This window comes from Streptomyces sp. NPDC006691, from assembly GCF_042869955.1.
Taxonomy (GTDB): Bacteria; Actinomycetota; Actinomycetes; order Streptomycetales; family Streptomycetaceae; genus Streptomyces.
Genome location: NZ_JBIAGW010000011.1, coordinates 155,291 through 171,015, shown reverse-complemented (window position 1 = coordinate 171,015; position 15,725 = coordinate 155,291). Strand labels below are relative to the sequence as shown.

The following is a 15,725-nucleotide window of genomic DNA, read 5'->3' as shown; positions in this document are numbered from 1 at the left end:
GTGGCCCTTGCCGAGCCCCGCCAGGGGCAGAGCGGACGCGCCCCCGGACCCCGCATGCAGCCCGCCTAAGGGCGCCGCGCCGAAGTCACCCGGTACACGTCGTACACGCCCTCGACACCCCGCACCGCCTTGAGTACGTGCCCGAGGTGCTTGGGGTCGCCCATCTCGAAGGTGAAGCGCGAGGTGGCGACGCGGTCGCGGGAGGTCTGCACGGCCGCGGACAGGATGTTGACGTGCTGGTCCGACAGGACGCGCGTGACGTCCGACAGGAGCCGGGAGCGGTCCAGGGCCTCCACCTGGATGGCGACCAGGAAGACCGAGGACTGGGTCGGCGCCCACTCCACTTCGAGGATCCGCTCGGGCTGCTGGGACAGCGAGTCCACGTTGACGCAGTCCGCCCGGTGTACCGAGACGCCGCTGCCGCGGGTCACGAAGCCGATGATGGGGTCGCCGGGCACCGGCGTACAGCAACGGGCGAGCTTGACCCACACGTCGTCGACGCCCTTGACGACCACGCCCGGGTCGGCGTTCTTGCGGCGCTTGCTGCGGCCGCGCGAGGGCGGCGCCGACTCGGCGATGTCCTCGTTGGCGGCCTCCTCGCCGCCGAGCGCCTGCACCAGCTTCTGCACCACGCCCTGGGCCGCGACATGGCCCTCGCCGATCGCCGCGTACAGCGAGGAGATGTCGGGGTAGCGCATCTCGTGGGCCAGGGTGACGAGCGAGTCGCCGGTCAGGATGCGCTGGATCGGCAGGTTCTGCTTGCGCATGGCGCGCGCGATGGCGTCCTTGCCCTGCTCGATGGCCTCGTCGCGGCGCTCCTTGGAGAACCAGGCGCGGATCTTGTTGCGGGCGCGCGGCGACTTGACGAAGCTCAGCCAGTCCCGCGAGGGGCCGGCGCCGGCCGCCTTGGAGGTGAAGACCTCCACCAGGTCGCCGTTGTCCAGGGTCGATTCGAGCGGCACGAGGCGCCCGTTGACCCGTGCGCCTATGGTGCGGTGACCGACCTCGGTGTGGACCGCGTACGAGAAGTCGACGGGCGTCGAGCCCGCCGGGAGCGCGATGACGTCGCCCTTCGGCGTGAAGACGAAGACCTCGTTGCGCGACAGGTCGAAGCGCAGCGACTCCAGGAACTCGCTCGGGTCCTCGGTCTCCTTCTGCCAGTCGAGGAGCTGGCGCAGCCACGCCATGTCGTTGAGGTGGTCGTCCTTGCCGGTCTTCTTCGGTGCGTCGGTACGCACCTTGGAGGCGCCGGCGGACGGGTCCTGCTTGTACTTCCAGTGCGCGGCGATGCCGTACTCGGCACGGCGGTGCATGTCGAAGGTGCGGATCTGGAGCTCGACCGGCTTGCCGTTCGGGCCGATCACCGTCGTGTGCAGCGACTGGTACATGTTGAACTTGGGCATCGCGATGTAGTCCTTGAACCGGCCGGGGACCGGATTCCATCGCGCGTGGACCGTGCCGAGGGCCGCGTAGCAGTCGCGGACCGTGTCGACCAGGACCCGGATGCCCACCAGGTCGTAGATCTCCGCGAAGTCACGGCCGCGGACGATCATCTTCTGGTAGACGCTGTAGTAGTGCTTGGGGCGGCCGGTGACGGTCGCCTTGATGCGGGCCGCGCGCAGGTCGGACTGGACCTCGTCGGTCACTATGGCGAGGTACTCGTCGCGCTTGGGGGCGCGCTCGGCGACGAGCCGCACGATCTCGTCGTACATCTTGGGGTAGAGGATCGCGAAGGCGAGGTCCTCCAGCTCCCACTTGATGGTGTTCATGCCCAGGCGATGGGCGAGCGGCGCGTAGATCTCCAGCGTCTCGCGCGCCTTCTTCTCCTGCTTCTCGCGCTTGAGGTACCGCATGGTGCGCATGTTGTGCAGGCGGTCGGCGAGCTTGATGACCAGGACCCGGGGGTCCTTCGCCATGGCCACGACCATCTTGCGGACGGTCTCGGCCTGTGCCGCGTCGCCGAACTGCACCCGGTCGAGCTTGGTGACGCCGTCGACGAGGAGGGCGACCTGGTCGCCGAAGTCGCGCCGCAGGGTGTCCAGGCCGTATTCGGTGTCCTCGACGGTGTCGTGCAGCAGACCCGCCATCAAGGTGGCCGGATCCATGCCCAGCTCGGCGAGGATCGTCGTCACCGCGAGGGGGTGCGTGATGTACGGGTCGCCGCTCTTGCGCTTCTGGCCGCGGTGCCAGCGCTCGGCGACCTGGTAGGCCTTCTCGACCTGGCGCAGCGTGGCCGTCTCGATCTTGGGATCGTTGCTGCGCACTATCCGCAGCAGCGGTTCGAGCACCGGGTTGTAGGCGGAGGAGCGCTGCACGCCCAGACGGGCGAGGCGCGCGCGGACGCGGTTGGAGGAGCCGCCGGAGCGGGACACCGAGCCGGCCGGGACCACGGGCTTGGCTACCGGTGCCGGGGCCGGGGCCTTGGCCTCCGCGCGCTCGGGCGTCGCCGGCTTCGGCTCCGGCTTCGGCTCGGGCTCGGTGGGCGTGGCCGGGGCCGCCGCGGCCTCTGCGGCCTCCTTGTCCGGCTGCTGCTTGTCCGGCTGCGCGGCGGAGAGTGGCTGGGCCTCGTCTGGCAAAAGCGCTCCTCTGGGGGTCCCCCCGGACGGGGTCTGGGGGAGGGTCCGGGTCCCCCGGTCAGGCCCGGAAGTACCCATGGTATCGAGCCAACGGCATCCGCTCGTCCCGGGCCGGTACCGGGGCTCCGGCAGAGGAAACGCCGGAGGCGGGCGCCGGATTCCTCCGGGCCCGCCTCGGCGGTCTGCTGCGGCCTGCTCAGACCCGTGGTCGGCTGGGTCGGCTACCTGCTCACACCGTGATCAGGGCTTCGAGCGGGGCACCGTCGAGGGCGCTCTCCAGGCGCTCGCGACCACTGAGGAAGCTGAGCTCCATCAGGACCGCGACCCCGGCGACCTCGGCCCCGGCCCGGCGGATCAGCTCCAAGGAGGCCCCCGCGGTGCCGCCGGTGGCGAGCACGTCGTCGATGACCATGACGCGGTCGCCCGCGCTGAGGTCCTCGGCGTGCACCTCGATCTCCGCCGTGCCGTACTCCAGCTCGTATGCCTGCTTGAGGGTGGCTCCGGGGAGCTTGCCCGCCTTGCGTACGGGGATGAAGCCGATCCCGGCGCGGACCGAGACGGGGGCGGCCAGGATGAAGCCGCGCGCCTCCAGGCCGACGATCTTCGTCGCGCCGTGCTGGACGCACAGCGCGGCGAGCGCGTCGGTGAGGGCCGTGAACGCCTTCGGGTCCGCGAGCAGCGGGGTGATGTCCTTGAACATCACGCCCGGCTTCGGATAGTCCGGCACATCACGGATGCGGCTGAGCAGCAGATCCACGGTCTCGGTGGAGACGCTGGTCATCGGCGCTTCCCCCGGTTGTTGCGGCTCGGCTGGCGGCGCTGGCCGACGACCGCGCCCGCGGTCTCGGAGTCGTCGTCCTCGTCGAGCGGCGCCGCGTCCTGCTGCTCCTCGGTCTCGCCCTTGGCGGCGGCCGCCGCGCGCTTGGCGAGCACCCGCTTCTTGAGGGCCTTCATCTCCGGCATGGTCTCCTTCAGGTCGGCGACCAGCGGAGTGGCGATGAAGATCGAGGAGTACGCGCCGGCCGCGAGGCCGACGAACAGCGAGAGCGAGATGTCGTTCAGCATGCCGGCGCCGAGGACGCCGCCACCGATGAACAGCAGGCCCGCCACCGGGAGCAGCGCGACGACCGTGGTGTTGATGGAGCGGACCAGGGTGCCGTTGAGGCTCTTGTTCGCCATCTCGCTGTAGGTGACCCGGGTCTGCTTGGTGATCCCCTTCTGGCCCTCCTTGAGTCCGTCGAAGACGACGACGGTGTCGTAGAGGGAGTAACCGAGGATCGTGAGCAGACCGATCACGGTGCCCGGGGTGACCTCGAAGCCGACCAGGGCGTAGATGCCGACCGTGATCGTGAGGTCGTGGATCAGGGCGACCAGGGCCGCGACCGCCATCCGCCATTCGAAGGCGATGGCCAGGTAGATCACCACGAGGATCATGAAGATGATCAGGCCCGTCCAGGCCTTGTTGGCGATCGTCTGCCCCCAACTGGGGCCCACCAGGTCGGCGTTGATGGTGTCCGCGTCGACCTTGAGGTCCTTGGCGAGCTGGGTCTTGATCTGGTCGGACTTGCCGGTGTCGACCCCGCCGATGGTGATGCGGATCGTGCCGTCGCCGAGCTTCTGGGCGATCGCGTCGTGGCCGGAGGCGGCCTCGGCGTCCTTCTCGGCCTGCTGGGCCGAGATGGAGGTCTTCGGGGTGGTGAAGACCGCGCCGCCCTCGAATTCGATGCCCATCGTCAGACCCCGTACCGCCAGGCCGACGATGGCCGTGATGGTGATCAGGATCGAGATGCCGTACCAGATCTTCCGCTTGCCGACGAAGTCGTAACCGACCTCACCGCGGTACAGCCTGGCGCCGAGAGTGCCGAGCTTCGACATCTCACGCCTCCTTCGGGGTGTCGACGGGAGCGGAGGTGGTGCGGCGGGTGCGGCGCAGCGGAGGCTTGGCGCCGAGCCGCTTCGGGTCGAGGCCGGACCACGGGTGGCCGCTCGCGAAGAACTTGCGGCGGGCCAGGAGCGTCATCACCGGCTTCGTGAAGAGGAAGACGACGACCACGTCGAGCAGGGTGGTCAGACCCAGCGTGAACGCGAAGCCCTGGACCTTGCCGACCGTCACGATGAAGAGCACCGCGGCGGCGAGGAACGACACGAAGTCGGAGACCAGGATGGTGCGCCGGGCGCGGGGCCAGGCCCGCTCGACGGCGGGACGCAGGGTGCGGCCCTCGCGGATCTCGTCACGGATGCGTTCGAAGTAGACGATGAACGAGTCCGCGGTGATGCCGATGGCCACGATGGCGCCGCAGACCGCGGGCAGGTTCAGCGCGAAGCCGATGCCCGGGCCGAGCAGCGTCATGATCGCGTAGGTCAGGATCGCCGAGACGACGAGGCTGAGGATGGCGATCATCGCGAGGCCGCGGTAGTAGGCCACCAGGTAGATGATGACCAGCGCGAGGCCGATGGCACCGGCGATCAGACCGGCGTGCAGCTGGTCGGCGCCGAGGGCGGCGGTCACCGTGGTGACGCTCTGCTCCTGGAAGGAGAGCGGCAGCGCGCCGTAGGACAGCACGTTCGCCAGGTCCTGGGCGGTCGTCTGGTTGAAGTTGCCGGAGATCTCGGCGGAGCCGCTGAGCGTGGAGCTCACGGTGGGGGCCGAGACGACCTGGTTGTCCAGCGCGATGGCGAAGCGGTTGTTCGGGTACTGCTGCTGCGACAGCTTGCCGGTGATGGCCGCGAACTTCTTCGAGCCACCGCTCGTGAAGTCCATCTGAACGATCCACTGACCGTTCTGCTGGTTGATCACGGCCTGCGCCTTGGCGACGTCGGTGCCGTCGACCTCGGCCGGGCCGAGGATGTACTTCTCGGCGCCGTCCTTGTCGCACGCCACCGTCGGCTCGCTGGACTTGGCGCCCTCGCCCGCCTTGGCGCGAGATTCCCTGGTGGAGCAGTCGAGCGCGGCGAACTTCGCCTGGAGCTGTGCGGCGGCGGCCTCGCCCGCGGAGGCCGACGGGTCCGGCGCGGGGGCGCTCGGCTTGCTCGCGCCCGGCGTGGGCGAGCCGGACGCCTTCAGGGCGTCGGTGACCGCACGGCCCTGGGGGGTGCCGCTCGGCTTGCCCGCGCTGGGCGTCGCCTTGCCGGAGGCGGTCGGGGTGGCCTTGCCGGAGGCGCTCGGGGTGCCCGAGGGAGTCGGCGTGCCCTTGCCGGAGGCGCTCGGGGAAGCGCTCGGGGTGGGCGCGGCGGTCGGCTGGGCGGTCAGCACCGGCCGGAAGTACAGCTTGGCGGTCTGACCGACCTGCTGACGGGCCTGCTCCGAGTTCGTGCCCTTGGGGATGTTGACAATGATGTTGTCACTGCCCTGGGTCTGGACCTCGGCCTCGGTGACACCAAGACCATTGACACGGCGGTTCATGATCGCCACCGCTGTGTCCATGTTTTTCTTGTTGATCGCCGATTGCTGACCCGGCTCGGTCTTGGCCTTGAGCGTGATGCTCGTGCCGCCCGCGAGGTCGATGCCGAGCCTCGGGGTGGTGGTGTGGGAAATGAACATCCCACCGACGAGCGCGACCATGGCGATGAGAATCAAGGCCAGGGCGCGGCCCGGCTTGCTCTGACCCCCCGCCGCCGGCCTTCGGCCCTTGTTCGGTGCTGCCACCTTGTCGTTTCTCCCTGTCCAACCGCCCTGCGCCGGATGTGCGCGGGACGGCCACGAAGTGTTGTGGGGACGTCCCCCGTCGAAGTGGGCGCGCTCCGGGGACCGCCGGCGCCGGTCGGGCGCCGCGGTCCCGGTGCGTGACTACTTCGTGTCGGCCCCGCCGTCGGCCTTGCCGTCCTTGCCGTCCTTGGGCGCGGCGGCGTCCTCCGCCTCGTCCTTCTTGCCCAGGTCGATCTTGGCGTCCTTGGCGACCTCGGCGTCGGCCTCGGCGGCCTCGGTGCCCGCGGTCAGCGAGGAGGCGTCGTCCGGAACGACCGGGAGCTCCTCCTCGGTGTCGCCGTGCACGATCCGGTTGTACTCCGCGTCGTCCAGGACCGCGCCGATGGCGTTCTTGGCGTAGACGGCGTGGACGCCGGGAGCCACCTCCAGGAGGACCGTCTCGTCGCCGATCTCCTTGACGGTGGCGTACATGCCCCCGATGGTGCGGACACCGGTGCCGGGCTGCATCTCGTTGCGCATGGCGGCGGCGGCCTGCTGCTTCTTCTTGGCGGACCGGGTCATCAGGAACATGGCCCCGATAAGCACAATGAAGGGGAGGAGAGTGATAGGGCTCACGGGACGGAACTTCCTTCGCATGACCGCACCTGTGGGGGCGGCCTGATCTGGGGGTGGGTACGCCGGCCTGGAAGGGCGGCATCGGCGGAGTCTAAGCGAGTCCGCACAGATGGAACAACGCCCAGCATCCCACCGGGGTTCCTCGGTGTGCGACCCTCCGCGCCGTCACGCCCCGAAGAGCCCCTGTTGTCCGCTTCCTGCCGCGCCGCCGCCCTGCTGCGGCGGTACGAGACCGAGGTGGGCCCAGGCCGCGGGCGTGGCCACCCGGCCGCGCGGGGTGCGGGCGAGCAGACCCTCCCGGACCAGGAAGGGCTCGGCCACCTCCTCCACCGTCTCGCGCTCCTCTCCCACCGCCACCGCGAGGGTGGACAGGCCCACCGGGCCGCCGCCGAAGAGCTTGAGCAGGGCTTGCAGGACCGCCCGGTCGAGCCGGTCCAGGCCGCGGGCGTCGACCTCGTACACCGCGAGGGCCATCGAGGCGATCTCGGGGGTGATGACGCCGTCCGCCTTGACCTGCGCGTAGTCGCGCACTCGGCGGAGCAGCCGGTTGGCGATGCGCGGGGTGCCGCGGGAGCGGCCCGCGATCTCGGCGGCGCCCGCCGTGTCGATCTCCACGTCGAGCAGCCGGGCCGAGCGGTGGATGACCCGCTCCAGCTCGGACGGCTCGTAGAACTCCATGTGCCCGGTGAACCCGAACCGGTCGCGCAGCGGAGGCGGCAGCAGGCCGGCCCGGGTGGTGGCGCCGACCAGGGTGAAGGGCGGCAGCTCCAGCGGGATGGCGGTGGCTCCGGGGCCCTTGCCGACGATGACGTCGACCCGGAAGTCCTCCATCGCCATGTAGAGCATCTCCTCGGCGGGCCGCGACATCCGGTGGATCTCGTCGAGGAAGAGGACCTCGCCCTCCTGGAGGGAGGAGAGGATCGCCGCGAGGTCGCCGGCGTGCTGGATGGCGGGGCCGCTGGTGATGCGGATCGGGGCGCCCATCTCGGCCGCGATGATCATCGAGAGGGTGGTCTTGCCGAGGCCGGGGGCGCCGGAGAGCAGGACGTGGTCGGCGGTGGCGCCGCGGGCGCGGGCCGCGCGCAGCACCAGGTCGAGCTGCTCGCGGACCTTCTCCTGGCCGACGAACTCCTCCAGGTCCTTGGGGCGCAGCGCGGCCTCGACGGCGGTGTCCTCGCCGTCGGCGTCGGCCCCCACCAGCCGGTCGCCCGCCGTCGCGGACAGATCCGCCGTGTCGGAGCCGTCTTCCCAGTTCATGACGTGTGCCTCGGATCGTGGTCGCGGTGGGGGGCCTGCGGGCTGGTTCAGCGGGCGCGGTTGAGGGTCTGGAGGGCGGCCTTGAGGAGCGCGCCGATGTTCGGCTTGTCCATGGCCTCGGCCTGGGCGGTCACGGCGGCGACCGCCTCGTCGGCCTCACGGGTCGCGTAGCCGAGCCCGATCAGGGCCGCGTGCAGCTGGTCGCGCCAGCCGGAGGTGGCCGGGGCGCCGATCGCCGGGGCGGTGCCGACGGGCGCGCCGAGCCGGTCCTTCAGCTCGATGAGCAGCTTCTGCGCGCCCTTCTTGCCGATGCCGGGCACGGCGGTGAGCGCCTTCTCGTCGCCGGTGGCGAAGGCCCGGCGCAGCGCGTCCGGGGTGTGCACGGAGAGCACCGCCTGGGCCAGCCGGGGGCCGACGCCGTTGGCGGTCTGGAGCAGCTCGAAGACCTGCTTCTCGTCGTCGTCGGCGAAGCCGTACAGGGTCAGCGAGTCCTCCCGCACGACCAGGGACGTGGCGAGTTTGGCGTGCTGTCCGATGCGCAGTTCGGCCAGGGTGTTGGGCGTGCACTGGAGGGCCATGCCGATGCCGCCGACCTCGACCACCGCGGTGTCGGGGGCGAGGGCGGCGACCGGGCCGCTGACGAACGCGATCATCGGGTGACCTTCCGTACGGAGTGCTGGGCGTGGGCCTGTTGGAGCCTGTTGAGCGCGGGGGCGCGCCAGATGTGACAGATGGCGAGGGCCAGCGCGTCCGCCGCGTCGGCCGGTTTGGGCGGGGCGTCGAGCCGGAGCAGCCGCGTCACCATCGCGCCGACCTGCGCCTTGTCGGCCCGGCCGCTGCCGGTGACGGCGGCCTTGACCTCGCTGGGGGTGTGCAGGGCGACGGGGATGCCGCGGCGCGATGCGCACAGCATGGCGACCGCGCTCGCCTGGGCGGTGCCCATCACCGTCCGCACGTTGTGCTGGCTGAACACCCGCTCCACGGCGACGAATTCGGGCCGGTGCGCGTCGAGCCACTCCTCGATGCCGCGCTCGATGGCGACCAGGCGGTGGCCCAACTCGGCGTCCGCGGGCGTGCGGACGACGCCCACGCCGAGCATGGCGAGCGGCCGCCCCGCGATCCCCTCGACGACGCCCACGCCACACCGCGTCAGTCCGGGGTCCACCCCGAGTACGCGCACGGCCCCTCCCCCTCGCCACCTCGGTGATCTTTGACTTGTCGCAAGGCTAACCGCTGCCACTGACAACGGCGGCGGGCCGATGGGACGTGTCCCATCGGCCCGCCGAAAACGCTCAGCCCGCGGCAGTACTACGCGTCGACCTTCTCCATGACCTCGTCGGAGACGTCGAAGTTGGCGAAGACGTTCTGCACGTCGTCGCTGTCCTCCAGCGCGTCGATCAGCTTGAAGATCTTCCGCGCGCCCTCTTCGTCCAGCTCGACCTGCATGGTCGGGACGAAGTTGGAGTCGGCCGAGTCGTAGTCGATGCCGGCCTCCTGGAGCGCGGTACGGACCGCGACCAGATCGGTCGCCTCGGAGATGATCTCGAAGGAGTCACCGAGGTCGTTGACTTCCTCCGCACCCGCTTCCAGGACCGCGCCCAGGACGTCGTCCTCGGACAGCTCGGCCTTGGGCAGGACGATGACGCCCTTGCGGTTGAAGAGGTACGAGACGGAACCCGGGTCGGCCATGTTGCCGCCGTTGCGGGTCATCGCGACACGTACGTCGGAGGCGGCACGGTTGCGGTTGTCGGTGAGGCACTCGATGAGCACCGCGACACCGTTGGGGCCGTAACCCTCGTACATGATCGTCTCGTAGTCGGCACCGCCCGCTTCGAGACCGGCGCCGCGCTTGAGCGCGGAGTCGATGTTCTTGTTGGGCACCGACTGCTTCTTGGCCTTCTGTACGGCGTCGAAGAGCGTCGGGTTGCCGTCGATGTCGGCGCCACCGGTGCGGGCCGCGACCTCGATGTTCTTGATCAGCTTCGCGAAGAGCTTGCCGCGCTTGGCATCGATCACGGCCTTCTTGTGCTTCGTCGTAGCCCATTTAGAGTGGCCGGACATCTGCCTGTCTCCTTCGCGTAACCCATTCTGCGTCGTTCGGCAGAGATCCTACCGGGACCCGGCCCGCTCGTCGCCCGGCCCCCGCCCGTCAGCAGGCGCTTTCACGCCCCTCGTTCACGAGGCGGCGCGCACCATGTCCACGAACAGGGCGTGCATGCGGTGGTCGCCGGTCAGCTCGGGGTGGAACGAGGTCGCCAGCGCGTTGCCCTGGCGGACCGCGACGATGTGGCCGCCGTGCTCGGCGAGCACCTCGGTCTCGGCGCCCACGGACTCGACCCAGGGCGCGCGGATGAACACGCCTTCCACCGGACCCACGCCGGCCACCTCGACGGTCGCCTCGAACGACTCGTTCTGCCGCCCGAAGGCGTTGCGGCGCACGATCATCTCGATGCCGCCGATGGTCTCCTGGCCCGAACGCGGGTCCAGGATCTTGTCGGCGAGCATGATCAGCCCGGCGCAGGTGCCGTACACCGGCAGGCCCGCCCGGACCCGCTCGCGCAGCGGCTCCAGCATGCCGAACAGCGCGGCGAGCTTGGAGATGGTGGTGGACTCGCCGCCGGGTATGACCAGGCCGTCCACCTCGGCGAGCTCCTCGGGACGCCGGACCGGCCTGGCCACGGCGTCCGCCGCGGCCAGGGCGATGAGGTGCTCCCGTACGTCGCCCTGGAGGGCCAGGACGCCGATCACTGGGGTCGTCATGAGTGACTACCAGCCGCGGTTGGCGTAGCGCTCGGTCTCGGGCAGGGTGTCGCAGTTGATGCCGACCATGGCCTCGCCCAGGTTGCGGGAGGCGTCCGCGATGATCTTCGGGTCGTCGAAGAAGGTGGTGGCCTTCACGATGGCGGCCGCGCGCTTGGCCGGGTCGCCCGACTTGAAGATGCCGGAGCCGACGAAGACGCCCTCGGCGCCGAGCTGGCGCATCAGCGCGGCGTCGGCGGGGGTGGCCACGCCACCGGCGGAGAACAGCACGACGGGGAGCTTGCCGAGCTCGGAGACTTCCTTGACCAGCTCGTACGGGGCGCGCAGCTCCTTGGCGGCGGCGTACAGCTCGTTGTTGTCGAACCCGCGCAGCTTGGCGATCTCGTTCTTGATCTGGCGCAGGTGGCGGACGGCCTCGACGACGTTGCCGGTGCCGGCCTCGCCCTTGGAGCGGATCATGGCCGCGCCCTCGGCGATGCGGCGCAGGGCCTCGCCCAGGTTGGTGGCGCCACAGACGAACGGCGTGGTGAAGGCGAACTTGTCGCTGTGGTTGACCTCGTCGGCCGGGGTCAGGACCTCGGACTCGTCGATGTAGTCGACGCCGAGGGACTGAAGGACCTGGGCCTCCACGAAGTGGCCGATGCGGGACTTGGCCATCACCGGGATGGAGACCGCGCCGATGATCTCCTCGATCATGTTCGGGTCGGACATCCGGGCCACGCCGCCGTCCTTGCGGATGTCGGCCGGGACCCGCTCCAGGGCCATGACGGCCACGGCGCCCGCGTCCTCGGCGATCTTCGCCTGCTCGGCGTTGACGACGTCCATGATCACGCCGCCCTTGAGCTGCTCGGCCATGCCCCGCTTGACGCGGGCGGTGCCGATGGCGGGGCTGTCGGACTGGGGGGTGCTGGAAGGCGTGGTGGACACGGAGCGACCTCACTGGGCGAAGAAGGGATTCTGCTGTCCCGAGAGAACCCCGGCGGAGCAGTCCACATCAAGGGCCAATGCGTACCCGGTGGATCGTTTTCCCCGGTCAGCCGGTCGGCCCGGCCCTCCCGACTGCTTTGGCCCGCCGGGGCCGCCCGGCTCTCCCCGGTCCCCCTTGGGCCTGCCGGAGCCGCCCGGGTCCGCCTTGGTCTGCTCGCGCCCGCCGGGCTCGCTCGGACCCTCCGCCCGGCTCACCAGGTCCGCCCCGGTCCATCCGGATCCGCCGCCCGCGCAGCCGCGCCGGCGCCGCCGCGATCAGGTGCCCGGCCGGTCCGCGAGCGCCGTCGGCGGCTCGTCGTCCATCTCGAAGGCGAGCGGGAAGGGCGCGTGCCCGGCGAGGCGCAGCCAGCGCACCGTGCGGTGCCGGCGCAGCGCCCGCGCCGCGCGTACCGCGTCGTTGTGGAAGCGACGCGCCATCGGCACCCTGCGCACGGCCTGAGCCAGCTCCTCGGCGGCCTCCACTCCCCCGGGCGCCTCCCGTACGGCTTCGACCTGTGCGGGCTCCCCGAACACCGCGCGCAGCGCCTGGCTCAGCTCGCTCTCGGCGACCTCCCGGTGCTCCTCCTCCGCCTGGCGCGCGGCGTGCGCGGCCTCGTACAGGACGATGGAGGCGGCCGGGTCGAGCACGCCGCTGGTGGCGAGTTCCTGGGTGACCGAGGCGCGGCGCAGGAGTTGGGCGTCCAGGGCGGCGCGAGCCGCGTCGATGCGGGCGTGCAGCCGGTCGAGCCGGCCGGCGGTCCAGCTGAGGTAGAGGCCGATCGCGACCAGGGCGACGACGATCCAGATGAGAGTTACGGTCACGGGCCGCAAGGCTACCGGGGCGAAGCCTTGCCGGGTGGCCCCTGCGGCCCGCCTCGGCCCTCGGCCCTCGGCCCGTCCGGCCACTCGGCGCCGGCCGCCGCGGTCCACCTCGGCCGGTCACGGGGTCCCCTGGGGTCGCACGCCGTGGAGCGACCCGGGGGGGGCCGTACCCCGTGGAGCGGCCCGGAAGCCGTACGCCGTGTAGCAATCCAGGGGCCGCACGACGGGGTACGGCCCGGAGGTCAGTCGCGTGCCAGCCCGAACCGCGCCCGGAATCCGGTGCGTTCGTCCGTCGCCACCGCCGCCGCGCCATGCGTGACCGTCTCGTACACCGCGAGGATGTCCGCGCCGACCGTCGCCCAGTCGAAACGCCGCACATGCGCCGAGCCGCGTTCGCTCAGGCCCGCACGGCGGTCGGGGTCGGCAAGCAGCCGTACCGCGGCCGAGGCCAGCGCGTCGGCGTCCTCGTTCGCGAAGAGGTCGCCCGCCGCGCCCTGGTCCAGGACCTGCGCGAAGGCATCCAGGTCGCTGGCGAGGACCGCGGCGCCCGCCGAGAGCGCCTCGACCAGGATGATCCCGAAGCTCTCGCCACCGGTGTTGGGGGCGACGTACACGTCCACACTGCGCAGCAGCCGCGCCTTGTCCTCGTCGCTGACCATGCCGAGGAACTCGACCCGCGAGCGCATCTCGGCCGGCAGCGATGCGACCGCCTCCTCCTCGTCGCCGCGGCCGGCCACGAGGAGCCGGGTGTCCGGGCGCTCGGCGAGGATCTTGGGGAGGGCCTTCATCAGGACCGGCAGGCCCTTGCGGGGCTCGTCGATGCGGCCGATGAAGCCCAGGGTCTGCCCCTGCCACTCCTTCTTCGGCTCGGCCTTGGCGAAGAAGTCGACGTCCACGCCGTTGGGGATGACCACGGCGTCGCCGCCGAGGTGCTCCACCAGGGTGCGCCGCGCGTACTCGCTGACCGCGATGCGCGCGCTGATCTTCTCCAGAGCGGGCTGGAGGATCGGGTACGCCGCGATCATCGCGCGGGAGCGCGGGTTGGAGGTGTGGAAGGTCGCCACGATCGGCCCCTGCGCGGCCCAGCAGGACAGCAGGCCGAGCGAGGGCGAGGCAGGCTCGTGGATGTGGATCACGTCGAAGGTGCCGTCGTGCAGCCAGCGCCGCACCCGGGCCGCCGAGAGGAACCCGAAGTTGAGCCGCGCGACCGAGCCGTTGTACGGGACGGGTACGGCCCGGCCCGCCGAGACGACGTAGGGCGGCAGCGGGGTCTCGTCGTCGGCGGGGGCGAGCACCGACACCTCGTGGCCGAGGCGGATGAGGTGCTCCGCCAGGTCGCGGATGTGGAACTGGACGCCGCCCGGGACGTCCCACGAGTACGGGCAGACGATGCCGATCTTCACGGCCGTCGCTCCTCCAGATCCGCGAGCCACAGGCGTTGCAGCATGTGCCAGTCCTCGGGGTGGTCGGCGATTCCGGTGGCGAAGGCGTCTGCCATCGCCTGGGTCATCGAGGCGGTCCTGGCGGCCCGGTCACCCGTCTCGGGCACCTCGACGGGCGGGTGCACCCGGCCCTTCATGATCGGCGAGTCGTCGTACCAGAGCGTCACCGGCATGAGCACCGCCCCGGTCTGCTGGGCGAGCATGGCCGGCCCCGCGGGCATCCTGGTCGTCTCGCCGAAGAACTTGACCTCGACGCCGGACGCCGACAGGTCGCGGTCGGCGACCAGGCAGACCAGGCCGCCCGCGCGCAGCCGCCGGGCCAGCGTGCCGAAGGCGGAGCCGCCGGTGTGCGGCAGCACCTCCATGCCGAGGCTCTCGCGGTAGGCGACGAAGCGGTCGTAGAGGCTCTCGGGCTTGAGGCGCTCGGCGACCGTGGTGAACGGGGTGTCCATCTTGGTGGTGACCCAGGCGCCCGCGAGGTCGTAGTTGCCCATGTGGGGCAGCGCGATGACGACGCCCCGCCCGGAGGCGAGGCCGTCGACGAGGTGGTGGACGTCCTCGGGCACGAAGCCGTTCGCCATCCGGTCCCTGCTCCACGACGGCAGCCGGAAGGACTCCATCCAGTACCGCATGTAGGACCGCATGCCCGCCCGGGAGAGGGCCGCGAGCCGCTCGGGGGACGCGTCGGGGACGACCCGGGCCAGGTTGGACTCCAGGCGCAGCACGCTCTTGCCGCGCCGCTTCCACACCTGGTCGGCGATGCGCCGGCCGAGCCCGTTCGCGACGGGCTCGGGAAGCTTCTTGACGGTGGACCAGCCCAGGCCGTAGAGCGCGTCGGTCAGCCTGTCCTTCATACGCCCGCCTCACCGGCCGCCCGCGCGGCGGCGGCGTCCGCCTCGGCGGACTCCCGGCGGACGGTCACCACGCGCTGGACCAGCGTGACCAGGCTGCCGGCGGCGACGACCCACAGCGCGATGGGGAGCAGCACCTGGATGCCCGGCACCCCGAAGTTGTGCAGTCCGGCCAGACCCGCCGCGACCAGCGAGATGACGAGCCGCTCGGCCCGCTCGACCAGGCCGTTGACGGCGACGGGCAGACCGATCGCCTCGCCGCGCGCCTTGGTGTAGGACACCACCTGGCCGCTGGCCAGGCAGAAGATGGCCACCGCGCACAGGACGTTGTTGTCGCCCTGCCCGGCGTACCAGAGGGCGAAGCCGCCGAAGATCGCGCCGTCGGCGACCCGGTCGAGCGTGGAGTCGAGGAACGCGCCCCAGCGGCTGGAGATCCCGGCCTGGCGGGCCATGTTGCCGTCGACCAGGTCGGAGAAGACGAAGAGGGTGATGACGATGGTGCCCCAGAAGAACTCTCCACGGGGGAAGAAGACCAGCGCCCCCGCCATCACTCCGGCCGTGCCGATGAGGGTCACCGCGTCCGGGCTGACTCCGCGGCGGAGCAGAAATGCGGCGAACGGCGTGAGGACACGCGTGAAGAATGCACGCGCGTACTTGTTCAGCATGGCCTTCCCGAGGGGTCGGTGTGGCCGCGCGGCCCCTGCTGGCCACCGGCCGACCCATCGTAGCCACGACTGCGCGGCCGCACCGCCGGGCACCCGCCGGGCGTGCTTCGGGCCACCCGGCCCGC

Annotated in this window: 15 protein-coding genes; all 15 read right to left on the bottom strand. The window is 71.1% G+C overall.

Annotation, left to right across the window (positions count from 1 at the left end):
• Nucleotides 1–65: 65 nt before the first annotated feature.
• The 15 genes from ACFYNP_RS24035 to pgsA all read right to left on the bottom strand — a co-directional run bounded on the left by ACFYNP_RS24035 (nt 66) and on the right by pgsA (nt 15,600).
• The gene (locus ACFYNP_RS24035) at nt 66–2,576 is read right to left on the bottom strand and encodes a RelA/SpoT family protein (RefSeq protein ID WP_388787951.1); all 2,511 of its coding nucleotides are present in this window, start codon (nt 2,574–2,576) and stop codon (nt 66–68) included.
• 229 nt (nt 2,577–2,805) lie between these two features.
• A complete protein-coding gene (locus tag ACFYNP_RS24030) occupies nt 2,806–3,357 on the bottom strand; it encodes an adenine phosphoribosyltransferase (protein ID WP_388411594.1) in 552 nt (183 codons plus the stop codon).
• Nucleotides 3,354–4,451 (bottom strand): protein translocase subunit SecF, encoded by a 1,098-nt coding sequence (gene secF, locus ACFYNP_RS24025; RefSeq protein WP_388787949.1) that lies wholly within the window; start codon nt 4,449–4,451, stop codon nt 3,354–3,356. The genes ACFYNP_RS24030 and secF overlap by 4 nt, the downstream gene beginning before the upstream one ends.
• Before the next feature lies 1 nt (nt 4,452).
• Nucleotides 4,453–6,222 carry a protein translocase subunit SecD gene (gene secD / locus ACFYNP_RS24020; protein ID WP_388787946.1) on the bottom strand — a complete coding sequence of 590 codons (1,770 nt, stop codon included), beginning with the start codon at nt 6,220–6,222 and terminating at the stop codon, nt 4,453–4,455.
• A gap of 141 nt (nt 6,223–6,363) precedes the next feature.
• The gene (yajC, locus tag ACFYNP_RS24015; protein WP_100577269.1) at nt 6,364–6,837 is read right to left on the bottom strand and encodes a preprotein translocase subunit YajC; all 474 of its coding nucleotides are present in this window, start codon (nt 6,835–6,837) and stop codon (nt 6,364–6,366) included.
• Nucleotides 6,838–7,002: 165 nt separating this feature from the next.
• Entirely contained in the window at nt 7,003–8,094 is a 1,092-nt protein-coding gene (gene ruvB, locus ACFYNP_RS24010) for a Holliday junction branch migration DNA helicase RuvB (protein ID WP_161253494.1), read from the bottom strand.
• Nucleotides 8,095–8,141: 47 nt separating this feature from the next.
• On the bottom strand, nt 8,142–8,747 hold the full coding sequence (gene ruvA, locus ACFYNP_RS24005) for a Holliday junction branch migration protein RuvA (protein WP_388787943.1): 606 nt from the start codon (nt 8,745–8,747) through the stop codon (nt 8,142–8,144).
• A complete protein-coding gene (gene ruvC / locus ACFYNP_RS24000) occupies nt 8,744–9,274 on the bottom strand; it encodes a crossover junction endodeoxyribonuclease RuvC (RefSeq protein ID WP_388411582.1) in 531 nt (176 codons plus the stop codon). The genes ruvA and ruvC overlap by 4 nt, the downstream gene beginning before the upstream one ends.
• Before the next feature lie 128 nt (nt 9,275–9,402).
• Nucleotides 9,403–10,155 (bottom strand): YebC/PmpR family DNA-binding transcriptional regulator, encoded by a 753-nt coding sequence (locus ACFYNP_RS23995; protein WP_161253500.1) that lies wholly within the window; start codon nt 10,153–10,155, stop codon nt 9,403–9,405.
• Between the two features lie 114 nt (nt 10,156–10,269).
• The gene (gene pdxT / locus ACFYNP_RS23990; RefSeq protein ID WP_388411576.1) at nt 10,270–10,854 is read right to left on the bottom strand and encodes a pyridoxal 5'-phosphate synthase glutaminase subunit PdxT; all 585 of its coding nucleotides are present in this window, start codon (nt 10,852–10,854) and stop codon (nt 10,270–10,272) included.
• A 6-nt stretch (nt 10,855–10,860) separates the two neighbouring features.
• Nucleotides 10,861–11,781 carry a pyridoxal 5'-phosphate synthase lyase subunit PdxS gene (pdxS, locus tag ACFYNP_RS23985; RefSeq protein WP_100577264.1) on the bottom strand — a complete coding sequence of 307 codons (921 nt, stop codon included), beginning with the start codon at nt 11,779–11,781 and terminating at the stop codon, nt 10,861–10,863.
• A 315-nt stretch (nt 11,782–12,096) separates the two neighbouring features.
• Complete coding sequence (locus tag ACFYNP_RS23980) at nt 12,097–12,642, bottom strand: hypothetical protein (RefSeq protein ID WP_356614284.1); 546 nt, start codon at nt 12,640–12,642, stop codon at nt 12,097–12,099.
• Nucleotides 12,643–12,884: 242 nt separating this feature from the next.
• Nucleotides 12,885–14,045, bottom strand: a complete 1,161-nt coding sequence (locus tag ACFYNP_RS23975; RefSeq protein ID WP_100577262.1) for a glycosyltransferase family 4 protein — start codon at nt 14,043–14,045, stop codon at nt 12,885–12,887.
• Nucleotides 14,042–14,938, bottom strand: a complete 897-nt coding sequence (locus ACFYNP_RS23970) for a phosphatidylinositol mannoside acyltransferase (protein WP_388787939.1) — start codon at nt 14,936–14,938, stop codon at nt 14,042–14,044. The genes ACFYNP_RS23975 and ACFYNP_RS23970 overlap by 4 nt, the downstream gene beginning before the upstream one ends.
• A complete protein-coding gene (gene pgsA, locus ACFYNP_RS23965) occupies nt 14,935–15,600 on the bottom strand; it encodes a phosphatidylinositol phosphate synthase (protein WP_388787936.1) in 666 nt (221 codons plus the stop codon). Before pgsA ends, ACFYNP_RS23970 begins: the two co-directional genes overlap by 4 nt.
• Nucleotides 15,601–15,725: the final 125 nt, after the last annotated feature.

Excerpts from the sequence above, each read along its gene's own strand:
- ACFYNP_RS23995 (WP_161253500.1), bottom strand. The coding sequence starts at position 10,155 with ATGTCCGGCCACTCTAAATGGGCTACGACGAAGCACAAGAAGGCCGTG.
- ruvA (WP_388787943.1), bottom strand. The coding sequence starts at position 8,747 with ATGATCGCGTTCGTCAGCGGCCCGGTCGCCGCCCTCGCCCCCGACACC.
- ACFYNP_RS24030 (WP_388411594.1), bottom strand. The coding sequence starts at position 3,357 with ATGACCAGCGTCTCCACCGAGACCGTGGATCTGCTGCTCAGCCGCATC.
- pgsA (WP_388787936.1), bottom strand. The coding sequence starts at position 15,600 with ATGCTGAACAAGTACGCGCGTGCATTCTTCACGCGTGTCCTCACGCCG.
- ACFYNP_RS23970 (WP_388787939.1), bottom strand. The coding sequence starts at position 14,938 with ATGAAGGACAGGCTGACCGACGCGCTCTACGGCCTGGGCTGGTCCACC.
- secF (WP_388787949.1), bottom strand. The coding sequence starts at position 4,451 with ATGTCGAAGCTCGGCACTCTCGGCGCCAGGCTGTACCGCGGTGAGGTC.
- ruvB (WP_161253494.1), bottom strand. The coding sequence starts at position 8,094 with ATGAACTGGGAAGACGGCTCCGACACGGCGGATCTGTCCGCGACGGCG.
- pdxT (WP_388411576.1), bottom strand. The coding sequence starts at position 10,854 with ATGACGACCCCAGTGATCGGCGTCCTGGCCCTCCAGGGCGACGTACGG.